This is a genomic window from Streptosporangium carneum, from assembly GCF_027922005.1.
In the GTDB taxonomy this organism is placed as follows: domain Bacteria; phylum Actinomycetota; class Actinomycetes; order Streptosporangiales; family Streptosporangiaceae; genus Streptosporangium; species Streptosporangium carneum.
In genome coordinates this window covers 303,225-324,494 of the sequence record NZ_BSEV01000001.1, presented here as the reverse complement: position 1 = coordinate 324,494, position 21,270 = coordinate 303,225, and the positions used below count along the sequence as shown (strand labels likewise).

Sequence of the window (21,270 nt, the reverse complement as noted above, 5' to 3'; positions counted from 1 at the left end):
CGGCGGATGATCGACGAGGGGTGACCTTCGGGCACGACGCGACCCAATCATGGTGGGTGGGACAACCGTATTGCCGGACTGTTCACAGTGCCGCAGGGGGTTCCGCGGTACAAGAGCCTGCTGGTTACGTGGTGGACACCTCCAGATCACACACCGATCACCAGCCACGCGGTGCCGCGCGCCCGCCAACCGAGGGTGATCAACCTGGCCGCCATCCACAGTCCCAGCGCCAGCCACAGGGCCGGCAGGCCGCCGCCGAGAAGGGCCACCGCGAGCACGGCGGGAAGGTACGCCAGGGTCGTCCACAGCCCGGCCAGGGCGAGATAACGCTGGTCGCCCGCGCCGATGAGCACCCCGTCGAGGACGAAGACCACCCCGGCGACCGGCTGCAGGACCGCTATCAACCACAGCAGGTCGGACAGCGGCCCCGCGACCTCGGGGCCCGCGTCGAACATGCCGGGCACGAACGGCCTGGCCAGGACCACCAGGAGCCCGAGCACCACGCCGGAGCCGATCCCCCACCCGACCATCCTCCGGGTCGCCTGGCGGGTTCCGGCCGTGTCGCCGGCGCCCAGGGCGCGCCCCGTGATGGCCTGCCCGGCGATGGCGATCGCGTCCAGGGCGAAGGCCAGCAGCGTCCAGATCCTGATGGCGATCGTGTGCGCCTCGATCTGTTCCTCGCCCATACGGGTCGCCATCGTGGCGGCGACGGCCAGCACCACCTGGAGGCAGGCCGTACGGATGATCAGGGCGACTCCTGCGGATCCCGCGGCTCTGATGCCCGCCAGGTCGGGCCTGATCGGCGCCCTGTGCCGTCCGAACATCAGGGTCAGGTAGACCGCGGCGGCCAGCGACTGGGCCAGGACCGTGCCCCAGGCCGAGCCCGCGACGCCCCAGCCCAGCCCCAGGACGAAGGTGACGTTGAGCGCCGCGTTGAGCGCGAACGAGCCGACGGAGACCAGCAACGGGGTGGTGGTGTCCTGCATGCCCCGCAGCACTCCGGTCCCGGCGAGCACCAGCAGCATGGCGGGCACGCCCAGGAGGCTGATCCTCAGGTAGGTCACCGCCTGGCGGGCGAGTTCGCCCTCCGCGCCGACCAGTCCGACGATCGGTGAGGCGAGCGGCCACACCACCACGATGATCGCCAGTCCGACTCCCGCGGCCAGCCAGAGACCGTCGACTCCCTGCCGGAGGGCCTGCCGGGTGTTGCCCGCGCCGATCTGCCGGGCCACCGCCGCCGTCGTGCCGTAGGCGAGGAAGACGCACAGGGACACCAGCACGCCCAGCACCGTGCTGGCCACTCCCACCGCGCCCAGCGCGGGCGCGGGCAGGCGGCTGACGACGACGGTGTCCGTCAGCAGGAACAGGGGTTCGGCCACCAGAGCCCCGAAGGCCGGGACCGCCAGGCGGAGGATCTGTCTGTCGTGGTCGCGAGCCGTGGTGGAGGTAGGTGGCACGGCTCCATTTTGTCTCTTACATGTGCGAAGGCGACACAGGGGCCGTAAAGAGGATCAAGAAGGCAGGGAATGCAATGTGAGGAGGGTCTCGGCGTGTCACCCCAACTTTCTTTCCTCCACAGGCGGTGGATGACGTTTTCCCAGTTCAGTGCGGCACTGTGGATTGCGGGGGGCGGTTATCCACAGCACTGTCCACAGCGTTCCCACACCTCTGGGGGAAAACTGCACACCTTATCCACACCTCTGTCGACAGGTCGCGTTGCCACATGGTCCCGGGAGCGGAGAGACTGTCAGACCGGTCGGTTACAACTGAAGATAGCGAAACCATGTTCGAGTGAGGGGGTGCACGGTGAGCATCGCGGAGCCACCGGTCTTCGAGCCAGGGTTCGAGCGCACCCCGCCCAACAACATCGAGGCCGAGCAGTCCGTCCTCGGTGGCATGCTCCTTTCCAAGGACGCCATCGCCGACGTGGTCGAGATCCTCAGGTCCGACGACTTCTACCGTCCGGCCCACCAGATCATCTACGACATCATCACCGACCTCTACGGCAGGGGTGACCCGGCCGACGCCGTCACCATCTTCGACGAGCTGCAAAAGCGCGGCGAGGTCGCCCGGGTCGGCGGCGGCGCCTACCTCCACACGCTGACCGCCGTCGTGCCCACCGCGGCCAACGCGGGCTACTACGCGAGGATCGTCCGGGAGCAGGCCATCCTCAGGCGCCTCATCGAGGCCGGGACCCGCATCGTCTCCTACGGCTACGGCGGACAGGACGCCGAGGTCGACGACCTCGTCGACCGTGCCCAGGCCGAGATCTACAAGGTCACCGAGCGCCGCACCTCCGAGGACTACATCCCGCTGGCCGAGATCATGCCGGGCGCCCTCGACGAGCTGGAGGCCATCGGCGGCAGAAGCGGCCAGATGGTCGGCGTTCCCACCGGCTTCCAGGACCTCGACACCCTCACCAACGGTCTCCACCCCGGCCAGATGATCGTTGTGGCTGCCCGGCCTGCCATTGGAAAATCGACCCTTGGTCTGGATTTCGCCAGGTCTGCCGCCATCAAGCACGGTATGACCACGGTGGTGTTCTCGCTGGAGATGTCCCGCAACGAGATCACCATGCGTCTGTTGTCGGCGGAGGCCAAGGTGGCGCTGCACGCGATGCGGGCGGGCACGATGACCGACGACGACTGGGCCAAGCTGGCCCGGCGGATGGGCGAGGTGGCCGAGGCGCCGCTGTTCATCGATGACTCGCCCAACATGTCGATGATGGAGATCAGGGCCAAGTGCCGCCGTCTCAAGCAGCGCAACGACCTGCGGTTCGTCATCATCGACTACCTCCAGCTGATGTCCTCGCCGAAGAAGACCGAGAGCCGCCAGAACGAGGTCTCCGAGATCTCCCGTGCGATCAAGCTCCTCGCCAAGGAGCTGGAGGTCCCGGTGATCGCGATCTCCCAGCTGAACCGTGGCCCCGAGCAGCGGACCGACAAGCGCCCCATGGTCAGTGACCTGCGCGAGTCCGGATCGATCGAGCAAGATGCGGACATGGTCATCCTGCTCCACCGGGAGGACGCCTACGAGCGTGAGTCTCCCAGAGCGGGCGAGGCGGACCTTATAGTGGCCAAGCACCGTAACGGCCCGACCGCGACGGTCACCGTCGCCTTCCAGGGCCACTACAGCCGCTTCGTCGACATGGCCTCCCACTAGTCGGCCGGTCGGCGGTCCTCCGGCGGGCCGTGGGCGGGTTTCCCGTCAACGCGACTGCCTTCGCTGAATGCCACAGGGGCGGACAAAGTCACGCGGACAGCACCAGTTACGAATGCCAACGTTCCCAAGCAGCCGGCATCAACTCCGCAGCCTCACGGCTGCGCGTCGGCGGCGGTCCGGTCGGCGTCGCCGCCCGCCGTACCGGCTCCTTGGGCGGCGTGACTAGACGATCGGGCGGATGTGGGTGGTGAGGCGGCCCTCGGCGAAGACGTGCAGGGCGATCTGGGGCGGCAGGTCGAGGTCGACGGGGTAGCGTTCCCTGGCCTCCGCGGGGATGAGGGCGGTGTTGATCACTCCCGGGGCCACCAGCAGGGGGCGACCGGCGAACCAGGTGCTCGCGGGCGTGTGGGCGTGCCCGGCGAGCACGGCCACCGCCTGCGGGTGGCGGCGCAGCACCGCCTCCAGCCGCTCGGGCTCGCGCAGCCCGATCCCGTCGACGTACGGGATGCCCAGCGCGACCGCCGGATGGTGCATGCCCACGATGACCGGGGTCTGCGACGACTCGGCGAGCACCGAGTCCAGCCAGACCAGGGTCTCCTCCTCCAGCAGGCCCTCCGGGCGGCCGGGAACGCTGGAGTCGCACAGGGCGACGGTGAGGCCGTCGAGCCGCAGGACCTGGTTGACCGGCCCGTCGCCGTCCTGGCCCAGGAGGACTTTGCGGAAGGCGGCCCTTGAGTCGTGGTTTCCCGGGCAGAGCACCGTGGGGTGGCGGGAGGCCAGCAGCTCGCGGGCCACCTCGTACTCCTCGGTCGAACCGTGGTCGGCGATGTCTCCGGTCACGATGACGGCGTCCAGCGGTCCGGGCAGGTTCTCCAGATGACGCATGACGGCCCGCGTCCGCTCGACGCTGCGGGGAGAGTCGTCGATGTGGATGTCGCTCACATGAGCCAGGGTCAGCATTGTCCAAGCCTGGCACGCCTGATCTGACCTCGCCATCGACGGAACCGCCAGAAGATCACGCCTGTCCCGGACCGCCGTCGGCAGGACGTCAGGGGTCACGCCTGTTCCGGACCGCCGTCGGCAGGATGTCAGGGGATCGTGCCTGATCCGGCTCGCCGCCAGCGGGCGTCAGGGGTCACGGCTGATCCGGACCGCCGTGGACAGGACGCCAGGGGACCCGTCGGCAGGACGTCAGGGGATGAGGACGAGGCGGCCCCTGAGACCGCCCCCGGCGAAGCGCTCGTGGGCGGCGGCGGCCTGGTCGAGCGGGAAGGTGTCCTCGACCCTGAGGGTCAGCCGTCCCTCGTCGGCCAGCCCGGCGAGCTCGGCCAGCCGCTCGCCGTCGGCGCGGACCCAGACGTTGGCCACCCTGGTGCCGCGCAGCGGGAAAGGAGCCGCGCCGCCGAGGACGGCGGTGAGGGAGCCGCCGTTGCGCACCGCGGTGAGCGCCGGGGTGCCGAGGGCCGCGGCGTCGACCGCGCCGTCCGTGCCGCCCGGCACCAGCTCCCGTACGGCGGTGCTCAGCTCGGCGTCGCGCGGCACGAAGAACTCCGCGCCGAACCCGCGGACGAGTTTCTCGTCCGCGGGGCTCGCCACGGCGACCACCCGCAGGCCGCGCAGCACGGCCAGCTCGACCGCGTAGCCGCCGACCCCGCCCGCCGCGCCGGTCACCAGCAGGGTCTGCCCCTCGGTCAGGTTCAGCAGGTCGAGGGCCTGGTCGGCGGTGAGGGCGTTGAGCGGGAGCGTGGCGGCCTGCGCCGGGGTCGCCCCCGAGGGGGCGGGGGCCAGCGCGTCCGCGTCCAGCACGATCTGCTCGGCGTACGCGCCGAGGGAGACGTCGAGCCGGTCGGCCAGGCCGATCACCCGGTCCCCCGGAGCGAATCCGGTGACCCCCGCGCCGACCTCCTCGACGACTCCGGCCACGTCCCAGCCGATCCCGTGGACCTCACGCCGGTCCACCAGCCCGAACTCGACGAGGGCCCCGGTCCTGGTCGCCACGTCGACGGGATTGACGGCCGCGGCCTCCACCCTGACCCGCACCTGCCCCGCCCCGGTACGGGGGACCGGGACATCCTCCACCTCCAGCGCCTCAGGACCTCCGAACGAACGAACCACCACTGCGCGCATCGCTGCCTCCACACGTTCCGATCACAGGTTCCGATCGGGGCTCGGACCGGCGTCCGAGGGGACCTCCCCTCCGGTGGCGCAAACTTATGGAGCGTTACTCTCTATCGGGAAGTGCGCACCCAGAAGTGCGTACCGCACCGGAAGGGGCGTCATGGCCACCCAGACAGCCGCTCAGCGGCGAGACGAGGCGCGGGTCGCGTACGACGCGTACCTGGCGGGTTGCCCCGCGAGGGAACTGCTCGACACGATCAGCGACAAGTGGGTCAGCCTGATCCTGAACGCCCTGTCCGGAGGTCCGCTGCGCTACAGCGACCTGGGCAGGGTCATCGCGGGCATCAGCCAGAAGATGCTCACCCAGAGCCTGCGGAGCCTGGAGCGCGACGGCCTGGTCTCCCGTACGGTGACGCCCTCGGTGCCGGTCCGCGTCGACTACGCCCTGACCGATCTCGGACAGGACCTTCAGCCGGTCATGATGGCCATCAAGTCGTGGGCCGAGGGGAACATCGAGCAGGTCCGCAGCGCCCGCGAGGCCTACGACGCGCGCCTGGCGTCGTGACCGGGAACGCGCCGCTCATCGGCGCCGATCAGGTCGACGCCGCCCCTCGCCGTACCGGCGCCGGTGGGGGCCGGGCATCCGGAGGCGGCAGGTCGCGTGCCCGGCAGAGGCGTCCGTCACCGTTCGGGCTGTCCGCTTGGCCGTCGCCGTTCAGGCCCGTCGCCGTTCAGGCTGTCGAGCCGCCGTCCACCACGATGTCACCGCCCACCACGTAGCCCGCGTCCTCGGAGGCCAGCCACAGGACCGTGCCGGTGATCTCGTCCAGGGAGCCGACGCGGCCGATCGGGACCTGGCCCCTCACCCGCTCCGCCCGGTCGGCCTCCGTCTCGCCGGGGCGCAGGGACATCGTCGTGTCATGCGATCCCGGGCTGATCGTGTTGATGCGGATGCCCTGGCCGATGTACTCCAGCGCCGCCGTGCGGGTCAGCGCCGTCACCCCGGCCTTCGACGCGGCGTAGGCCCCGAAGCCGGGCAGGCGCTTGTGCAGCCCTATCTGCGAGCTGAAGTTGACGATGACCCCGCCGCCTCCGGCGAGCATCGCCGGGATCTCGTGCTTCATCGCCAGGAAGACGCCGGTCAGGTTGGTGTCGACCACTCTGGCGAAGTCCTCCTCCGCCTGGTCGGCGACCTTGCCGGTGGCCAGCACCCCGGCGTTGTTGATCGCGACGTCCAGTCTGCCGTGCCGCTCGACGATCTCGCCGACCAGCCCGGCCACGGAGCCGGAGTCGGAGACGTCCGCGGTCAGCGCGGTGACCTTCCCGCCCTCGGCCAGCTTCACGGTCTGGTCGAGCGCCTCGCGGCCGCGCCCGGCCACCACGACCCGGGCGCCCTCGCGGGCGAACCCCAGGGCCACGGCCCGTCCTATGCCCGAGCCGCCGCCGGACACCAGAACCACCTTGTCGTGAAACCTCATGCCAGCCCCTTATTGGATTGATCAGTCAAGAATCGTCAGTGCCTGGGCGGTCGCGTCACGCAGCCGCGCGGGGTCGGGCGGCCCCTTGGAGATCAGCCGCAACCCCTGCAGGAAGACCAGCAGGAACCTCGCCAGCGCCTGAGGATCCCGGTCGTCCGCCAGCTCGCCCTGCGCCCGCGCCCGGATGAGCGCCGAGGTCAGCGCGGTCTCCAGCGCGGTCCAGTTGGCGTCGACGAGCCCGGCGACCTTCTCGTCCCCGGGGAGCATCTCGCCCGCCGCGTTCACGATCATGCAACCGCGTCGCCGCCGGTCGCGGATGGAGTCCTCGGTGTAGAACTCGATCAGCCCCCGTACGGCGGGCAGCGCCGGCCCCGGCTGCGAGAGCATCTCGACGGGCGAGGGGGTCCGGTTGGCCGCGTAGCGCCGCAGGGCCTTCAGGTAGAGGTCGTGCTTGCCGCCGAACGTGGCGTACAGGCTCGCCCTGCCGATCCCCAGGCGGTCGACCAGGTCGCTCATGGAGGTCGCCTCGTAGCCGTGCTCCCAGAACAGCTCAAGGGCCGCCTGGAGCGCGACGTCGGGATCGAACTCCTTCGTTCTCGCCATGGAGGAACCGTAGGGCAATCTAGAACGATCAGTCAAATAAGGTACGGCCCGCGCCCCCGAAGGTGCGGGCCGTACCGGACGTGGGGCGTCCCGCGGGACGCCCCGGGCCGTATCGGGGGCACCGGACGCCCGGTCACTCCCGGCCCCACCGGAGGCCCGGTCACTCCCACCGGAAGAACCGCGTCGCCAGCACGCCGGTGACCAGCACGGTCGCCGCCATCACCGCCAGGTGCAGCGGCTGCGGCGCGTGACCCGCCCACGTGTCGCGGAGCGCCTGGGCGAACGGCGCCAGCGGCAGGAAGTCGCCGATCCGCCGCACCAGGTCGGGGAGCAGCTCACGGGGGATCCACATGCCCGCCACGAACAGCAGCGGGAACATCAGCAGCGAGCCGATGCCGGGCGCGGACTTGGCGCTCGGGGCCAGCGCGGCGATGAGCAGCCCCAGGCCGAACACCGAGGCGCTGCCCAGCAGGAACACTCCCAGGAAGGCCGGGAGGTTCCTGGGCGCGGCCACCCCGAGGAGCAGGTTGCCCAGTCCGATCAGCAGCGCGGTCGCGACGACCGCCACCGCGACGTTGTTCACCACCTGGGCGACCAGCAGCCGGGCGGGCCCGACCGGGGTCGTGGACATCCGGCGCAGCACGCCGCTCTCCCGGTAGGTCACCAGCACGGCGGGCAGCGCCGTCAGCGCCATCGTCACCACGGAGAGGATCACCATCATGCCCGGGAGCTGGGTGTCGATCACCCGCTGGCCGCCCAGCTCGGCGCTGGCCTCCTGGAAGCCGGGGATGCTGCCCAGCCCCAGCAGCAGGGCCAGCGGGAGCAGGATCGCGAAGATCGGGCCACCCGGCTCGCGGAGGAAGAGCTTCGCCTCTGTCAGGATCATCTTGTTCATTCGGAGATCTTCTTTCCGGTGAGGGCCAGGAACGCGTCGTCGAGGGTCGCCTGCTCCACCCGCAGGTCGGCGGGGACGACTCCTGCCGAGGCCAGCGCGGTCGTGACCGCCAGCAGCAGGTCGCCAGAGCCGGTGACCTCGACCCGGTCGCCGTCGTGGCGCACCCCGTCCACCTCGGCCAGCGCGGTCAGCACCGCGTCGTCGAAGGGGCGGGAGGGCCGGAACCTGACGCGCTGCGAGCGGTCGAGCCGCGCGACCAGGCCGGCGGGGCTGTCGACGGCGACCACCCTGCCGGAGTCGATCAGCGCGATCCGGTCGCAGAGCCGTTCGGCCTCCTCCATGAAGTGGGTGACGAGCAGGACCGTCACCCCGTCCTCGCGGATCCGCTCGATGAGCTCCCAGGTGTCCCGCCTGGCCTGCGGGTCGAGCCCGGTGGTCAGCTCGTCGAGGATCACCACGCGGGGGTTGCCGACCAGCGCCAGCGCGATGGACAGCCGCTGCTTCTGGCCGCCGGAGAGCTTGGCGTACGGCGTGTCCCGCTTGTCGGCGAGTCCCACCCGTTCCATCAGCGTGATCCAGTTGGCCGGCATCCGGTAGAAGGAGGCGTAGAGGTCGAGTGCCTCCCACACCTTGATCTTCGCGGGCATGGCTGAGCTCTGCAGCTGGACGCCGAGCTTCTCCCTCAGCTCCGCGCCGCTGAGACCGCCCAGCACCTTCACGGTTCCCGCGTCGGGGACGCGCAGGCCCGCCACGCACTCGACGGTGGTGGTCTTGCCCGCGCCGTTGGGACCGAGGACGCCGAAGATCTCGCCTTCCTCGACGGTGAACGACACGTCGTCGACCGCGAGCCGGTCACGGTACCGCTTGCGGAGGTTGCCCACCTCGATGACTCTCATGCCGAAGACGCTAGGAAGCGGGGCGGGCGCGCAGAAGCCGTCTGGGCACCCGGAGGGGGTGGAGCTACCTCCACCGTCCGGCGGCGTCCAGCGTCACTGGGCGGGGACGCCGCGATGGCCGACACTCGACGCATGAAGCGATACGCGGTCGCGGCCGGCAGGGCGTTCACGCTGGGCCTGCTCGCTCTCCTGGACGCCTTCCTGGTCGTCCTCGTCCTGTTGTCGACCATCCTGACGTTCGGCATGGGGATGATCTTTCTCTTCATGCCGACCACCAGGCTGCTCCGGAGCCGCGTCACGTTCGCCAGAAGACTGAACGGGGTGTGGATCGGCAGCCGGATCGAGCCGTCCTACCTGCCGCCGCCTCCCCCTCCCAAGCCGCAGCCCGACGGGTGGTACCGCCACGAGCGTCAGCTCTACAAGACGCCGCGGTGGCCCGCGTGGAACAACCGCCTGAAGTGGATGCTCTCCGACCCCGCCACCTGGCGGGACGCGCTCTGGCTCCTCCTCAACCCGATCATCGGCGGGGTCCTGCTGCTGCTGCCGTTCTCCGCCGTCGTGTACGGCCTGGCCAGGATGTGGTTCTGGCATCCGGTGGTCACGCCCCTCGCGGCGGTGCTCGCCGTCGGCGGGGTGTTCGCGACGCCGTGGCTGCTCCGCTTCTACGGGTGGTGGAACCACCTGCTGCTCGCGCCGACCGCGAGGTCCGTGCTGGCGGGGCGGGTCCACAAGCTCGACCAGGTCAGGCTGGACGCGGTCGACTCCCAGGCGGCCGAGCTGCGGCGGATCGAGCGCGACCTGCACGACGGGGCCCAGGCCAGGCTCGTCGCCATCGGCATGACGCTGGGCGCGGTCGAGGAGCTGATGGACAAGGACCCGGCGGCGGCCAAGGCGCTGCTCGCCAAGTCGCGGGAGGCCTCGTCCACGGCGCTCACCGAGCTGCGCGACCTCGTCAGGGGCATCCACCCGCCGGTCCTGGCCGAGCGCGGTCTTGGCGACGCCGTACGGGCGCTGGCGCTGGACAGCCCGCTGAAGGTCGCGGTCACCGTCGACCTGAAGTCGCGCCCCGACTCGCCCGTGGAGTCGGCGGCCTACTTCTCGATCAGCGAGCTGCTCACCAACGCGGTCAGACACGGCGGGGCCGACCGGGCGTGGGTCGACATCAGCGGCCAGGGCCGTACGCTGCGCGTCACCGTCACCGACGACGGCTCGGGAGGAGCCGACCCCTCGCGCGGCAGCGGCCTGAACGGCATCGAACGGCGCCTGGCGGCCTTCGACGGGGTGCTCGCGCTCAGCAGCCCGCCCGGCGGCCCGACCACGGCCACCCTCGACCTTCCGTACGCGCTGCCCACTCCCCAGACGGGGAAGGCCCCTTCCATGCCCAAGTGGAAGCACGCCGTCGTCGCGCTCGGCTGGGGGATCGGCTGGCTTCCGCTGTTCCCCCAGGGCCTGGTCGCCATGTTCCTGAAGATCTTCGGCGCCTCGGAGCGCAGCTGGTTCGTCGCGCTCTACCTGCCGGAGCCGCTGCAGTGGCCGCTGATGGTGTTCAACGTCTTCCTCGGCCTCACCCTGTACGGCCTGGCCGTCGGCCTGCCCCTCACGCACGCCCGCAAGCACGCGATCGCCCAGACCACGCCTGCCCACCTGGAGGCGGGCGGGTGTGTTGTCTAGGGTTGCCCGGATGAGCCCCCGAGTCGTCATCGCCGAAGACCTCTACCTCCTGAGGGACGGCATGGTCCATCTGCTCCAGGCGCACGGCTTCGAGGTCGTCGCCGCCGTCGAGTCGGGGCCCGAGCTGCTCGCGGCCCTGACCACGCTGCGGCCCGACGTCGCCGTGGTCGACGTGCGGCTCCCGCCGACCTTCACCGACGAGGGCCTCCAGGCGGCGCTGACGGCTCGCGGGGCCGTCCCCGGCCTGCCGGTCCTCGTCCTGTCCCAGCACGTCGAGCAGCTCTACGCCCGCGAGCTGCTGGCCGACGGCTCGGGAGCGATCGGCTACCTCCTCAAGGACCGCGTCTTCAACGCCGAGCAGTTCGTCGACGCGGTCCGCCGGGTCGCGGCCGGGGGCACCGCGATGGACCCCGAGGTGATCGCCAAGCTTCTGGCCAGCACCGCCAGGCACGAACCGCTCGGCGCGCTGAGCCCGCGCGAGCGGGAGGTGCTGGAGCTGATGGCCGAGGGCCGTTCCAACGCGGCCATCTCGCAGCGGCTCTTCCTCAGCGAGAGCGCGATCGGCAAGCACACGGCGAGCATCTTCGCCAAGCTCGACCTGGCCCCCTCCGACGACGACAACCGTCGCGTCCTGGCCGTTCTCGCCTACCTCAACGCCGCCCGCGGCTAGTCCGCCACGCCCGCGCCTCCCGGCTCGGGCGCTCCCCGGCTGTCAGTGCTCCGCCTGCCTGGCCGACTCCAGGAAGCCGATGCAACGGCCCAGCAGGGCGACCAGCGTCTCCCGCTCCTCCTGGCTGAACTCCGCGGCGAGCCCCCGTTCGACACGCACCGCGCGGGGGTCGGCGTCGGCGAGCACCCTTTCGCCCTTCTCGGTGAGACGGGTTTCCAGGATGTTCCTGTGCCACTCGTGCGGGGTGCGCTCGATCAGGCCCTGCTCCTGGAGGTTCTTGAGCACGGTGTTCATCGTCGGCGGGGTGACCGCGCACGCCCTGGCCAGCGCGGCGGCCGACATGCCGGGGTTGTCGGACAGGTACAGCAGCGCCGCGTACTGCGGCACCGTCAGACCGGCCTGCTTCAACGTCGCCTGCTTGGCCGCGCTGAGCGCTTGCGCCGCGCGCTTGAGGTGGGAGCCCAGGCGCTCGGAAACGGGCATCGAGGTCACCTGTGCATGGTAACGACCCACGAGGTTAATGCGTTGACGATCATTAGAGCTCTAACTATGGTGTGAGTTCGAATCAAAGGTAATGCTCTTTCGATCCTTGCGAACAGCCGAACAGAGAGGCGTCATGTCTCCGCTTCGCTCGTCCACAGCCATCGTGGCCACGGCTCTCGCCGCGGCCCTCTCCCTCACCCCCGGCGCGCAGGCCGCCGCCGGCCTTTCCGCGGTGTCCCACCCGTGGACGCCGACCTCCACGGCGACCTCGCCGACGACCTCAGTGACGATCTCCACGGCGTACGAGCTGCCCGGCGACCGGGTCTACCCCGAGGGCGTCGCCGCCGACCCGCGCACGGGCGACCTCTACGCCGGGTCGTACGCCGACGGCACGATCTTCAAGATGACGCCGGGCCGGCGGACGGCCCAGGTGTTCCTGCCCGCGGGCGCGGACGGGCGTGACACCGCCAACGGGCTGAAGGTGGACCGGGCGGGACGGTTGTGGGTGACCGACTCCACGACCGGAGTCTCCGTGTACGACACGCGCAGCCGCCGCCTGCTGGCCCGTTTCGACGTCCCCGGACAGGGCGCGACCTTCGTCAACGACCTCGCCGTCGCCCCGGACGGCAGCGCCTACCTCACCGACAGCGTCCGGGCCGTGGTCTACCGCGTCACGCCCCGGCAGCTCGCGCGGGCGGCGGGGGGACGGGCGACGCTCACCCCGCGCTTCGACCTGGGCGACGCCCTCGAACCGCACGCGCCCGACGCGTTCACCCTCAACGGGATCGTCGCCGACCCGTCGGGACGCTACCTGCTGACCGCGGACATGACCGGCGGCGACCTGTACCGCCTCGACCTCGCCTCCGGCGCGATCCGCAAGGTGGCCCTGCGCGGAGGCGACATGCTGCACGCCGACGGACTGGAGTCGCAGGACGGCAGGCTCTGGGCGGTCCACAACACCGCCAACGCCATCAGCCGGTGGAAGGTCGCCAAGGACGGCTCGGCGGCCCACGTGGAGCAGCGGGTGACCGACGAGGCGTTGCGCTCCCGACGACGCTGGCGCGTGTGAACGGGACGCTCTACGTGGTCGGCTCGCAGTTCGACAAGGGCGGTCCGCTCGGGCCGGGCACTCCGCGGACCCCCTTCGGCGTCGCCGCCGTGCGCGGCCTCTGAGATCGGCGAGCCCGCGGCTATATCCGGGCTCGCGCCTCCTCGACCTGGCGCGTGACGCGCTTCGCGCCGCAGGACTCGGCGAGCGCGTGCGCCTCCTCGGCCAGCGCCAGAGCGTCCTCGCGGCGGCCCTGGGCGGCGGCGATGTGGATCAGCCCCACCTGGTTGGACGCGACACCGGCCAGGAGCCCGATCTCCCGGCGCAGCCGTACCGACTCCTCCAGCCGCTCGCGTGCGGCGTCCAACCGGCCCGCGGCGTGCTCGGCGATGCCCAGGTGCCGGAGCGCCTCGGCCTGGACGGCCCGGTTTCCCGCCTGCGTCGCCAGCTCGTGGGACCGCTCGAAGAGGGGGACGGCGGTGTCGTCGTCACCCCGCACCACCTGGTGGACGCACCCCACCCAGAACAGCGCGTCACTCTCGCCGGACACGTCGCCGAGCGCGTGGTACAGCCGCGCCGCGTGCTCGAACAGCTCCAGCTCACGCGGGTCCTCGCGCCGCTCCTCGAAGAACCGCGCATGGAGGATCCGGCCTCGGGCCAGGGCGAGATCGGCCTCGACCGCGTCCAGCCCCCGCTCCACCTCCGACGACTCGCCGTCGTCTCCGGTGAAGACCGCGCGCTCGTAGAACAGCCTGGCCCGCTCGATCCGTCCTTCGGTGCGCATCCCGTTCCTCCAGTCCACGGCGTCGCCGCTCCCGTCACGCCATCGGCGGCGACCTCTGGAAAAGATCATGCTCCGCGCCCCGGCGCGGGCACAACCCGTTCGACGACGGGGCCTGGCCGGTGACGAAGACCGTCCGGTGTCAGGAGCCCGGCCGCACCAGGCCGCTCTCGTAGGCGAGGATCACCAACTGCACCCGGTCGCGAACGTCCAGCTTCGTCAACGCCCGGGTGATGTGCGTCTTGGCGGTCAGCGGGCTGATCACGAGCTTGGCGGCGATCTGGTCGTTGGACAGCCCCTCGGCGACCAGCCGGACGACCTCGCGCTCGCGGGCGGTGAGCACCTCGAGCGCCTCGAGCGCGTCGCCGCTCACCGGGACGGGCCGGTGGGCGAACTGCTCGACGACCCGCCGGGTGACGCTCGGCGACAGCAGCGCCTCTCCCGCGGCGACCAGGGCGACCGCGCGGCGCAGCTCGGCCGGTTCGACCTCCTTGGTGAGGAAGCCGCTGGCGCCCGCGCGCAGGGCGGCGAAGACGTGTTCGTCGGTGTCGAAGGTGGTGAGGATGACGACCCTGGTCGCGGGACGTTCGGCGAGCACCCGGCGGGTGGCCTCGATGCCGTCCATGCCGGGCATGCGGATGTCCATGAGGATCACGTCGGGCTCGGTGGCCCTGGCCTGCCGTACAGCCTCGTCACCCGTGGCGGCCTCGCCGACCACGGTGAGCTCCCTGGACCGGCCGAGCAGGCTGCGAAAGCCCGCCCGGACGAGAGCCTGGTCGTCGGCGAGCAGCACTTTGATCGTCACGTCTTCAGGGGGATGTGCGCCTGTACGGCGAAGCCCCCACTCCTTTCGATGCTCAGCGAGCCGCCCAGCGCGGTGACGCGCTCACGCATGCCGGTCAGGCCGTGCCCTTCGACGGGAGCCGCCCCGCCGTGGCCGTCGTCGGTCACCTCGACGGTCACCGCGGCGCTCGTGTAGCGCAGCCGTACCGAGACGTGGGCGGCGTCCGCATGCTTGATGGTATTGGTCAGCGCCTCCTGGACGATCCGGTGGGCCGCGACGGCCTGGGGCGCGGGGACCGACGCGGGGTCTCCCTCCTCGTGCAGGGCGACGTCGAGGCCGGTCGTCCGGGCCGCGGCGGCGAGCGCGGCGATCCCGCCCAGGTCCGGCTGAGGAGCGGTGCCGCCGTCGATCCGCAGGACGCCGACGAGGGAGCGGAGGTCTCCCATCGCCTTGTTCCGCACCTCCATCGCCGTGCGCAGCGCCTCGCGAGCCTCCTCGGGAGACTCGTCGAGCGTGTCGGCGGCCACGTTGAGGTGGACGCCGACCACGGCCAGGGTGTGGGCGACGATGTCATGGAGCTCGCGGGAGATCTCCAGCCGCTGTTCGGCCAGCCGGCTGCGGGCGTCCGCCTCGCGCGCCTCCTCCAGCTGCGCCCGCCAGCGCAGCTGGTTGCGCCGGGCGTTGCCGATCGCCAGCACGAGCGCCAGCCAGAGCGTCTCCGTGCCGCCGGCGGCGAGCACGCGGCCCGGGGAACCACCCGCCACGGCCCAGTCCCAGGTCATCGCGTAGGTCAGCAGGAACAGTCCGACACCGGCGGCCCAGCGCGTCCGGCCCGCCGCGGCCACGGTGTGGAGGGCCGCCGTCAGCGGCCACACCCAGCCGCCCTCGAACAGCCCCGCCCCCTGGAACGCGGCCAGCACGATCGCCGAGGCCAGCAGGACGCCGACCGGCCATCGCCGTCTCACCAGCAGCAGGCCGCCGAGCAGGAGCGCCAGGGCGGCGGCAGGCCAGCCGATCGGGGCTCCGACCGCCGCCAGTCCGGTGAGGACGGCGACGGTCGTGAGAACCGCGGGCGTCAAGGTGATGATCATCGGCTCGTACGGGACAGGCTCGGGGCGGACAGGTTCGGGCGGGGCGGGTTCGGGCGGGGCAGGCGGAGGGCGGCCAGCGCCATCCAGGCGAGGTCGGCGGCGATCGCGACGCGTTCGGTCACCCCGACCACCGGGGGCAGGGACCGGGCGACCATGACATCGACGAGGGTGACCACGAACAGAATCATCCCAACCACCACCGTGATCGTGACACCGGTGAGCAGGGTGTCTCGCGGCCAGGCCCTGGTGAGCAGCACGGCGGCGACCGTGAACGCCGTCAGAGCGACCCAGGCGGCGAGCCCGTGGACGGTCTCCGACACCGACGGGTCGTCCCACCGTCCCGGCGGGTCGGCAGGGAAGATCGCGGCCACCAGAAGCCCCGCCGACCAGACGCCGAGCAGCCAGGTTCCCGCACGGCCCGCGCCGCTTCGGGCAACGGCCACCGTGAGGGCCGCCGCGGCGAGCGCGACGGCGAGCAACCCGAGTGTGACCAGCCATCCGGCGCCCGTGTTGACGAACCTGCTGATGGTCTCGCCGACGGGGCTCATCTCCCTGTTGACCACGTCCGAGATCGTGAATGCCACCGTACCGACGCCGACTCCGGCGAGGACTGTCTTCTTCATGGCCCCAACGCTAGGAACGGCGCGTGTCTCCGGCGTCGTCCGTCCGGTGACACCTGCCGCTACACCGATCGGTGTACGGCCCGGCTCACCGGCGCATGTGCCGCGTGCCGGGAGCCGTCGCCGCGACGGCGCACGCGGGTCACTCCAACGTGTGGTCGAACGCGTGGTCCAGCCGCTGGTGGGCGAGCTGGACCGGTGCCCGGCGTCCGTCGGGGAAGAGCGCGGTCACGCGCGTCTCGGCGACGCCGTCGGCCGGTACGGAGACGGAGGTGACGACGAGTTCGAGGGCGCCGTCGCCGTCGAGATCGGTCAGGGCGACATCCGTCCCGAATCTCTGATCGGAGGCGGAGTCGGAGGGGATCCCCGCGGCCCCGGGGTCCAGCACCCGGGCGCCGTCCACCGACAGCCCGCCGGGCCCGCCGTACAGGACGTAGACGACGCCCGGCCTCTCGCTCTCACCGACGGCGACGTCGGCGTATCCGTCGGCGTCGACGTCACCGACCGCGACCGACGCGCCGAAGCCGCCGTTTCCCCGCGGCTCCTGAGGCATGCCCGGCGAGGCGGGTCCCACCGCCCGAGGCGCGGCCGGCCCGTCGGCGGAGCCTCGGCTGACGTAGATCTGGCCGCCGGGGTCCTCACCGTGATCCCAGGCCATGCCCGCGACCACGTCGCCGTGGCCGTCGCCGTCGAGGTCGCCGATCGCCACGGCGCCCACGTCCCAGCCGGGGAAGGTCCCGCGCACCCGGCCCGCCAGGCCGGTCGGCGAGCCGCGGTACACCACGCTCCTGCCCTCGTCGGCGGGGTCGTCCTCGGAGTAGGTGACGGCGAGGTCGGCGAAGCCGTCGCCGGTGACGTCGCCGGTCGCGAGCGCGCGGACGGAGACGGCCTCGCCCTTCGACAGAACGGGCTTCCAGCCCGCCTCTCCCGTCCTGATGCCGCGGTGGCCGTACGCCGCCCACACCGTGGCGTCGGCGCCCTCCACCGCGAGGTCCTGACGGCCGTCACGGTTGAAGTCGCCCGTGGTCAGATGGCCGCCGAAGGAGCCCGCCGGGGGCCTCGCCACCGCGACCGGCTCACCGGACAGCCCGTCGTCGGAGCCGAAGACGATCGTGAGGTCGCCGCCACGCGTTCCGGTGGCGCTCGCCAGGTCGGCGTGGCCGTCGCCGTCGAAGTCGCCGGAGGCGAGGTCCTGGCCGAAGCGGCCGCCCCGGGCGGCACCGGTGCCCTTGGTGACGACCTGACAGTTCCCGGAGGTCGCGCCGGTGGAGGAGCCGTACAGCACGTCGACCCGCCCCGCCTCCGCCTTGCCGTCCACGGTGGCGCGTGACACGCCGATCGCGAGGTCGGCGTAGCCGTCGCCGTTGTAGTCGTGCTGCTCGCGGAACCTCCGGGTGGAGACGGGGAGGCTCGCGGCAGGGGAGGCGGCGGCACCCGAGGGGACGGCGCTTGAGGGGACGGCGCTTGAGGGGACGGCGCTTGAGGGGACGGCGCTTGAGGGGACGGAGCCGGGCGGGCAGCCGCCTGCCGGAAGGGGCGTGCGGGTCGTGGATGGACGGGCCTCGGACGGTGTGACGGGAGCCGTCGCCGTGCTGCAGGCCGCCGCCGTGAACCCCACAAGGAGGAAGGACGCGAATCTTCCTGAAACGGTGGGGATCATCTGGCGACGATAGTTCGGCGTCGCGTCCGCGACAACCGGTCACGGCCCCGGGACGGCCGACCGCGGTCAGGCACGCGGCGAGAACCGGCCGGGCCCCGGCCGCCGATCCGGGCTGTCCACAACAGGCCATCGCGTTGTCCTGGAATTGACGGGGTGGGAATGTCGGGTTGCACCAGAAACGGCACCAGGAGAGCACCATGAGTGAGAACACGCACGGCACCGTGAACCTGAAGCAGACACAGATGGCCGCCGTGCAGGCCGCGCTGGACATGACGCCGCTGGCCACCGCGAAGGTGTGGAATCCCTGGCGGCACGTCGTGGACTCGAGCCTCGACGTCGCGGACCTGGAGGCCCCGGCGAAGAGGGGCGAGGTGCCCGACATCATCGCGGACGGCAAGACGTTCGCCGACCTCAAAGCCGTGCAGCTGGGCAACCTGGGCGCGGCCGCGGGGCTCGACGGGCCGGTGACCGGGGCCACGTTCGAGCGGGCCAGGGTGGAGCTCAGGAAGCGGTACGTCGCCGCGGGCCGGGCCAAGTACCAGACGGCCACCAGCGCCAACTGCACGCTGTTCGCCTGCTGCGTCATCGGGATGTTCGCCGACCGGCCCGACCTGCTGGGCCCCGGCGTCACGGTCGAGCTGGTCAACATCCTCGCCACCGTCGGCGGCCAGGGCCACGCCTACGTGCTGGTCGGCCGTGCCCCCGGAGACCTGCACAAGATCGGCACGTACGGTCCCTCGTGCTTCTTCGTCGACCAGTGGTACGCCCGCCAGCAGGCCGTCAAGCCCGGCACCAACGGGGTCAAGGACGCCACCTCGATCCACGGGGACGGCACGAGCCCCTTCTGGGACCTCGACTTCGTCGGCTTCATCACCGACGACACCAAACTCGCGGTCAGACTCACCTTCACCAGCGACGAACTGGCCGAGCTCGGCCGCTGACGGAGGCCTTCCGAACGACGTATCCCGCCTGCGCCGCTTCCCTCCGTCCTTGTGTCAGGGCCGGGCGGCGTCACTGCGACGTCCACGACAGAACGTGACCTTTGGCCCACCGAGTGATATGTCAGTGCCGGAGGGTTCTGTCGGTGGCAGCGGCTACCGTTCTCCGGAGTACGGCCACCGCACGTGGTGCCGTTCGGGACGAAGGGATGCTCAGGTGAAGTTCCGGGTCAACCGCGATGTCCTGGCCGACGCCGTTGTCTGGGCCGCCCGCGCTCTGCCCAACCGCCCGGCCGTTCCCGTGCTCTCCGGCCTGTTGCTGGAGGCCGACGGCGAGGACCTCGTGCTGTCGGCCTTCGACTACGACGTCTCCGCCCGCGCCACGGTCGAGGCCGACGTGGCCGAGCCCGGCAGGGTGCTGATCCCCGGCCGGATCCTCGCCGAGATCACCCGCAGCCTGCCCTCCCAGCCGGTCGAGATCGTCACCGACGGCTCCGAGGCGGTGCTGACCTGTGGAAGCGCCGAGTTCGGCCTGCTCACGATGCCGGTGGAGGACTTCCCTGCCCTGCCCGCCGCGCCGCCGAAGATCGGCGCGGTCGGCGGCGGCGTCTTCGCGAGCGCGGTCGGCCAGGTGGCTCCCGCCTCCAGCCGCGACGAGACGCTCCCCATGCTGACCGGCGTCCGCGTCGACATCGCGGGCGAGAGCGTGACCATGGCCGCCACCGACCGCTACCGCATCGCGGCCAGGGAGTTCGGCTGGCGTCCCGAGAAGCCGGATGTCACGGCCGCCGCCATGGTGCCCGCCCGGGTGCTCGTCGAGGTGGCCAGGTCGCTGCGCGGCGGTGAGGTCTCGGTCGGTCTGGGCGACGGGGTCGCCGGGTTCGAGAGCGTCGGCCGCAGCACCACGGTCCGCCTGCTCGACGAGCAGTTCATCGACTACCGCTCCCGGCTGACCGACGACTGGCCGATCAGGGCGGACGTGCGGGTCGCCCCGTTCGTCGACGCGATCAAGCGGGTGGCGCTGGTCGCCGAGCGCAACACCGCGGTCCGGCTCGCCTTCGGCCAGGGGCAGGTGCTCATCCAGGCGGGCGGCGGCGACATCGGTCGCGGAGCCGAGGTCCTGGACGCCGACCTGGTCGGCGACGAGATCCAGATCGCCTTCCAGTCCCAGTTCCTGCTCGACGGCCTGAGCGGGGTCGAGACCGATTTCGTCCGGCTCAACATGCAGTCCCCGAGCCGCCCCGCCCTCGTCACCGAGGTTCCCGGAGACGCGGAGCCCGCCTTCCGCTACCTCGTGATGTCCCTGCGCCTGGCCTGACCGGCAGAACCGCGAGCCGGTCTCGAGAGGCGAGCCTCACGAGACCGGTGGCGGGTCAGCGGCGCGGACGCTCAGTGCGCGGACGTCCTGGCGCGGGAGGAGGAGTCATCGCCGTCCTGGCGGGCGTTCAGCGCGCTGATGAGCTCGTTGGGCTCCAGCCGGTCGAGAAGCTCGGCGAGATCGGGGAGTTTGAGCTCCTTCTCGTCGACGACCTCGTCGGCGGGCGGGGCGATGACGAGGACGTGCGATCCCCAGTCGGTGTAGCGGGTGTCGGTCCGGCTGAGGATCGGGAGGCCCTTCCCGCCCGAGGCCTCGGAGGTCATCAGACGTGTGGGCAGGCCCGTGGGGTCGGTCCACAGCCGCCATGCGATCTTCATCTTGTGGAGCTCCTCGACGGCGGCGCCTCGGAGCGGCACGGCGTAGACGTTCCTGGCCGCCTGGTACAGCTGCGCGTAGCTCACCGAGCCCCGGTAGAGGAACCCGCCGGAGACGGGCCTGCCTGTCGTCCCCTTCAACACGGTCTTCAGGACGGCGGGGTCGAACACGTCGATCGTCTGTGTGCTGATGGTCGCGGCGTCGGCTTCGACCCCCCGGGGCGACTTCGTCCGCACCCAGGTCTTGCCTCGTGCGGCCGGGTAGAAGCCGAAGTCGAGGCCCGAGAGGTAGCGGTTCCCCCCGACATTGATCAGCTCGATCCGCACCAGCTCGTCGTCGGTTCCTTCCCGCTTCTTCAGGGTCGCGGGATCCGGGGCTTCCTGCCAGAGACCGTCGGAGGCGACGGCGCCGGAGGGGCCGAACTGCAGCCTGCCGCCGGCCCGCATCCTGAGCAGGGTCCTGCCGTCGCGGGTAAGACGTGTGACCTCGGAGATCTGGACGCCGCGTTCGGTCCGGAACTGCTGCTTGAGCGCCCGCACCGGGTCCGGAGGGGTGCTCTGCGCGACGGCGGGAAGGGCGGAGACCGGCATGGTCGCGATCAGTGCGGCAGTCGCCAGGGCGAACCAGAGCCTCATGGAGACGGTGTCCTTTTCGGGGAGATCTTCGGAAAGGGGCATAC

General features: G+C 71.4%; 21 protein-coding genes. 7 read left to right on the top strand and 14 right to left on the bottom strand.

Annotation, left to right across the window (positions count from 1 at the left end; translation table 11 throughout):
* Window positions 1-146: 146 nt before the first annotated feature.
* On the bottom strand, window positions 147-1,457 hold the full coding sequence (locus PKF00_RS01525) for an MATE family efflux transporter (protein ID WP_271215492.1): 1,311 nt from the start codon (window positions 1,455-1,457) through the stop codon (window positions 147-149).
* 349 nt (window positions 1,458-1,806) lie between these two features.
* Between PKF00_RS01525 and dnaB the strand changes: the two genes are divergently transcribed.
* The gene (gene dnaB, locus PKF00_RS01520) at window positions 1,807-3,162 is read left to right on the top strand and encodes a replicative DNA helicase (RefSeq protein WP_271215491.1); all 1,356 of its coding nucleotides are present in this window, start codon (window positions 1,807-1,809) and stop codon (window positions 3,160-3,162) included.
* Window positions 3,163-3,384: 222 nt separating this feature from the next.
* Here the strand turns inward: dnaB and PKF00_RS01515 are convergent, their stop codons facing one another.
* On the bottom strand, window positions 3,385-4,122 hold the full coding sequence (locus PKF00_RS01515) for a phosphodiesterase (RefSeq protein ID WP_271215490.1): 738 nt from the start codon (window positions 4,120-4,122) through the stop codon (window positions 3,385-3,387).
* Between the two features lie 231 nt (window positions 4,123-4,353).
* A complete protein-coding gene (locus PKF00_RS01510) occupies window positions 4,354-5,289 on the bottom strand; it encodes an NADP-dependent oxidoreductase (RefSeq protein ID WP_271215489.1) in 936 nt (311 codons plus the stop codon).
* A gap of 151 nt (window positions 5,290-5,440) precedes the next feature.
* On the opposite strand from PKF00_RS01510, the gene PKF00_RS01505 reads away from it, so the two are divergent.
* Entirely contained in the window at window positions 5,441-5,845 is a 405-nt protein-coding gene (locus tag PKF00_RS01505) for a winged helix-turn-helix transcriptional regulator (RefSeq protein WP_271215488.1), read from the top strand.
* Between the two features lie 166 nt (window positions 5,846-6,011).
* Here PKF00_RS01505 and PKF00_RS01500 read toward each other — a convergent pair whose 3' ends face one another.
* From PKF00_RS01500 to PKF00_RS01485, 4 genes are all read right to left on the bottom strand, one after another.
* Window positions 6,012-6,758, bottom strand: coding sequence for an SDR family NAD(P)-dependent oxidoreductase (locus PKF00_RS01500; RefSeq protein WP_271215487.1), 747 nt, complete (start codon window positions 6,756-6,758; stop codon window positions 6,012-6,014).
* Window positions 6,759-6,779: 21 nt separating this feature from the next.
* Entirely contained in the window at window positions 6,780-7,361 is a 582-nt protein-coding gene (locus tag PKF00_RS01495) for a TetR/AcrR family transcriptional regulator (protein ID WP_271215486.1), read from the bottom strand.
* 160 nt (window positions 7,362-7,521) lie between these two features.
* On the bottom strand, window positions 7,522-8,256 hold the full coding sequence (locus PKF00_RS01490; protein WP_271215485.1) for an ABC transporter permease: 735 nt from the start codon (window positions 8,254-8,256) through the stop codon (window positions 7,522-7,524).
* Window positions 8,253-9,152 (bottom strand): ABC transporter ATP-binding protein, encoded by a 900-nt coding sequence (locus tag PKF00_RS01485; RefSeq protein WP_271215484.1) that lies wholly within the window; start codon window positions 9,150-9,152, stop codon window positions 8,253-8,255. Before PKF00_RS01485 ends, PKF00_RS01490 begins: the two co-directional genes overlap by 4 nt.
* 132 nt (window positions 9,153-9,284) lie before the next feature.
* On the opposite strand from PKF00_RS01485, the gene PKF00_RS01480 reads away from it, so the two are divergent.
* Window positions 9,285-10,823 (top strand): sensor histidine kinase, encoded by a 1,539-nt coding sequence (locus tag PKF00_RS01480; RefSeq protein WP_271215483.1) that lies wholly within the window; start codon window positions 9,285-9,287, stop codon window positions 10,821-10,823.
* Between the two features lie 10 nt (window positions 10,824-10,833).
* On the top strand, window positions 10,834-11,493 hold the full coding sequence (locus tag PKF00_RS01475; RefSeq protein ID WP_271215482.1) for a response regulator transcription factor: 660 nt from the start codon (window positions 10,834-10,836) through the stop codon (window positions 11,491-11,493).
* A gap of 42 nt (window positions 11,494-11,535) precedes the next feature.
* Here the strand turns inward: PKF00_RS01475 and PKF00_RS01470 are convergent, their stop codons facing one another.
* Window positions 11,536-11,976, bottom strand: a complete 441-nt coding sequence (locus tag PKF00_RS01470; protein WP_271216333.1) for a MarR family winged helix-turn-helix transcriptional regulator — start codon at window positions 11,974-11,976, stop codon at window positions 11,536-11,538.
* 133 nt (window positions 11,977-12,109) lie between these two features.
* Here PKF00_RS01470 and PKF00_RS01465 point away from each other — a divergent pair, with 133 nt between their 5' ends.
* Window positions 12,110-13,045: an SMP-30/gluconolactonase/LRE family protein gene (locus PKF00_RS01465; protein ID WP_271215481.1), complete on the top strand. Its 936-nt coding sequence runs from the start codon at window positions 12,110-12,112 to the stop codon at window positions 13,043-13,045.
* A 121-nt stretch (window positions 13,046-13,166) separates the two neighbouring features.
* Here the strand turns inward: PKF00_RS01465 and PKF00_RS01460 are convergent, their stop codons facing one another.
* The 5 genes from PKF00_RS01460 to PKF00_RS01440 all read right to left on the bottom strand — a co-directional run bounded on the left by PKF00_RS01460 (window position 13,167) and on the right by PKF00_RS01440 (window position 17,960).
* Entirely contained in the window at window positions 13,167-13,808 is a 642-nt protein-coding gene (locus tag PKF00_RS01460; RefSeq protein WP_271215480.1) for a tetratricopeptide repeat protein, read from the bottom strand.
* A 139-nt stretch (window positions 13,809-13,947) separates the two neighbouring features.
* Complete coding sequence (locus tag PKF00_RS01455) at window positions 13,948-14,610, bottom strand: response regulator (protein WP_271215479.1); 663 nt, start codon at window positions 14,608-14,610, stop codon at window positions 13,948-13,950.
* Window positions 14,607-15,680 (bottom strand): sensor histidine kinase, encoded by a 1,074-nt coding sequence (locus PKF00_RS01450; protein ID WP_271215478.1) that lies wholly within the window; start codon window positions 15,678-15,680, stop codon window positions 14,607-14,609. The genes PKF00_RS01455 and PKF00_RS01450 overlap by 4 nt, the downstream gene beginning before the upstream one ends.
* On the bottom strand, window positions 15,677-16,303 hold the full coding sequence (locus PKF00_RS01445) for a DUF998 domain-containing protein (protein WP_271215477.1): 627 nt from the start codon (window positions 16,301-16,303) through the stop codon (window positions 15,677-15,679). Before PKF00_RS01445 ends, PKF00_RS01450 begins: the two co-directional genes overlap by 4 nt.
* 139 nt (window positions 16,304-16,442) lie before the next feature.
* Window positions 16,443-17,960 carry an FG-GAP-like repeat-containing protein gene (locus PKF00_RS01440; RefSeq protein WP_271215476.1) on the bottom strand — a complete coding sequence of 506 codons (1,518 nt, stop codon included), beginning with the start codon at window positions 17,958-17,960 and terminating at the stop codon, window positions 16,443-16,445.
* 197 nt (window positions 17,961-18,157) lie between these two features.
* On the opposite strand from PKF00_RS01440, the gene PKF00_RS01435 reads away from it, so the two are divergent.
* Together PKF00_RS01435 and dnaN are read left to right on the top strand one after the other, a co-directional pair.
* Window positions 18,158-18,901 carry a hypothetical protein gene (locus PKF00_RS01435; protein ID WP_271215475.1) on the top strand — a complete coding sequence of 248 codons (744 nt, stop codon included), beginning with the start codon at window positions 18,158-18,160 and terminating at the stop codon, window positions 18,899-18,901.
* Window positions 18,902-19,115: 214 nt separating this feature from the next.
* The gene (dnaN, locus tag PKF00_RS01430) at window positions 19,116-20,216 is read left to right on the top strand and encodes a DNA polymerase III subunit beta (RefSeq protein WP_271215474.1); all 1,101 of its coding nucleotides are present in this window, start codon (window positions 19,116-19,118) and stop codon (window positions 20,214-20,216) included.
* 71 nt (window positions 20,217-20,287) lie between these two features.
* Here dnaN and PKF00_RS01425 read toward each other — a convergent pair whose 3' ends face one another.
* Entirely contained in the window at window positions 20,288-21,226 is a 939-nt protein-coding gene (locus tag PKF00_RS01425) for a hypothetical protein (RefSeq protein ID WP_271215473.1), read from the bottom strand.
* Window positions 21,227-21,270 lie beyond the last annotated feature (44 nt).

Excerpts from the sequence above, each read along its gene's own strand:
- PKF00_RS01515 (WP_271215490.1), bottom strand. The coding sequence starts at position 4,122 with ATGCTGACCCTGGCTCATGTGAGCGACATCCACATCGACGACTCTCCC.
- PKF00_RS01510 (WP_271215489.1), bottom strand. The coding sequence starts at position 5,289 with ATGCGCGCAGTGGTGGTTCGTTCGTTCGGAGGTCCTGAGGCGCTGGAG.
- PKF00_RS01505 (WP_271215488.1), top strand. The coding sequence starts at position 5,441 with ATGGCCACCCAGACAGCCGCTCAGCGGCGAGACGAGGCGCGGGTCGCG.
- PKF00_RS01500 (WP_271215487.1), bottom strand. The coding sequence starts at position 6,758 with ATGAGGTTTCACGACAAGGTGGTTCTGGTGTCCGGCGGCGGCTCGGGC.
- PKF00_RS01495 (WP_271215486.1), bottom strand. The coding sequence starts at position 7,361 with ATGGCGAGAACGAAGGAGTTCGATCCCGACGTCGCGCTCCAGGCGGCC.
- PKF00_RS01490 (WP_271215485.1), bottom strand. The coding sequence starts at position 8,256 with ATGAACAAGATGATCCTGACAGAGGCGAAGCTCTTCCTCCGCGAGCCG.
- PKF00_RS01485 (WP_271215484.1), bottom strand. The coding sequence starts at position 9,152 with ATGAGAGTCATCGAGGTGGGCAACCTCCGCAAGCGGTACCGTGACCGG.
- PKF00_RS01480 (WP_271215483.1), top strand. The coding sequence starts at position 9,285 with ATGAAGCGATACGCGGTCGCGGCCGGCAGGGCGTTCACGCTGGGCCTG.
- PKF00_RS01475 (WP_271215482.1), top strand. The coding sequence starts at position 10,834 with ATGAGCCCCCGAGTCGTCATCGCCGAAGACCTCTACCTCCTGAGGGAC.
- PKF00_RS01470 (WP_271216333.1), bottom strand. The coding sequence starts at position 11,976 with ATGCCCGTTTCCGAGCGCCTGGGCTCCCACCTCAAGCGCGCGGCGCAA.
- PKF00_RS01465 (WP_271215481.1), top strand. The coding sequence starts at position 12,110 with ATGTCTCCGCTTCGCTCGTCCACAGCCATCGTGGCCACGGCTCTCGCC.
- PKF00_RS01460 (WP_271215480.1), bottom strand. The coding sequence starts at position 13,808 with ATGCGCACCGAAGGACGGATCGAGCGGGCCAGGCTGTTCTACGAGCGC.
- PKF00_RS01450 (WP_271215478.1), bottom strand. The coding sequence starts at position 15,680 with ATGATCATCACCTTGACGCCCGCGGTTCTCACGACCGTCGCCGTCCTC.
- PKF00_RS01445 (WP_271215477.1), bottom strand. The coding sequence starts at position 16,303 with ATGAAGAAGACAGTCCTCGCCGGAGTCGGCGTCGGTACGGTGGCATTC.
- PKF00_RS01440 (WP_271215476.1), bottom strand. The coding sequence starts at position 17,960 with ATGATCCCCACCGTTTCAGGAAGATTCGCGTCCTTCCTCCTTGTGGGG.
- PKF00_RS01435 (WP_271215475.1), top strand. The coding sequence starts at position 18,158 with ATGAGTGAGAACACGCACGGCACCGTGAACCTGAAGCAGACACAGATG.
- PKF00_RS01425 (WP_271215473.1), bottom strand. The coding sequence starts at position 21,226 with ATGAGGCTCTGGTTCGCCCTGGCGACTGCCGCACTGATCGCGACCATG.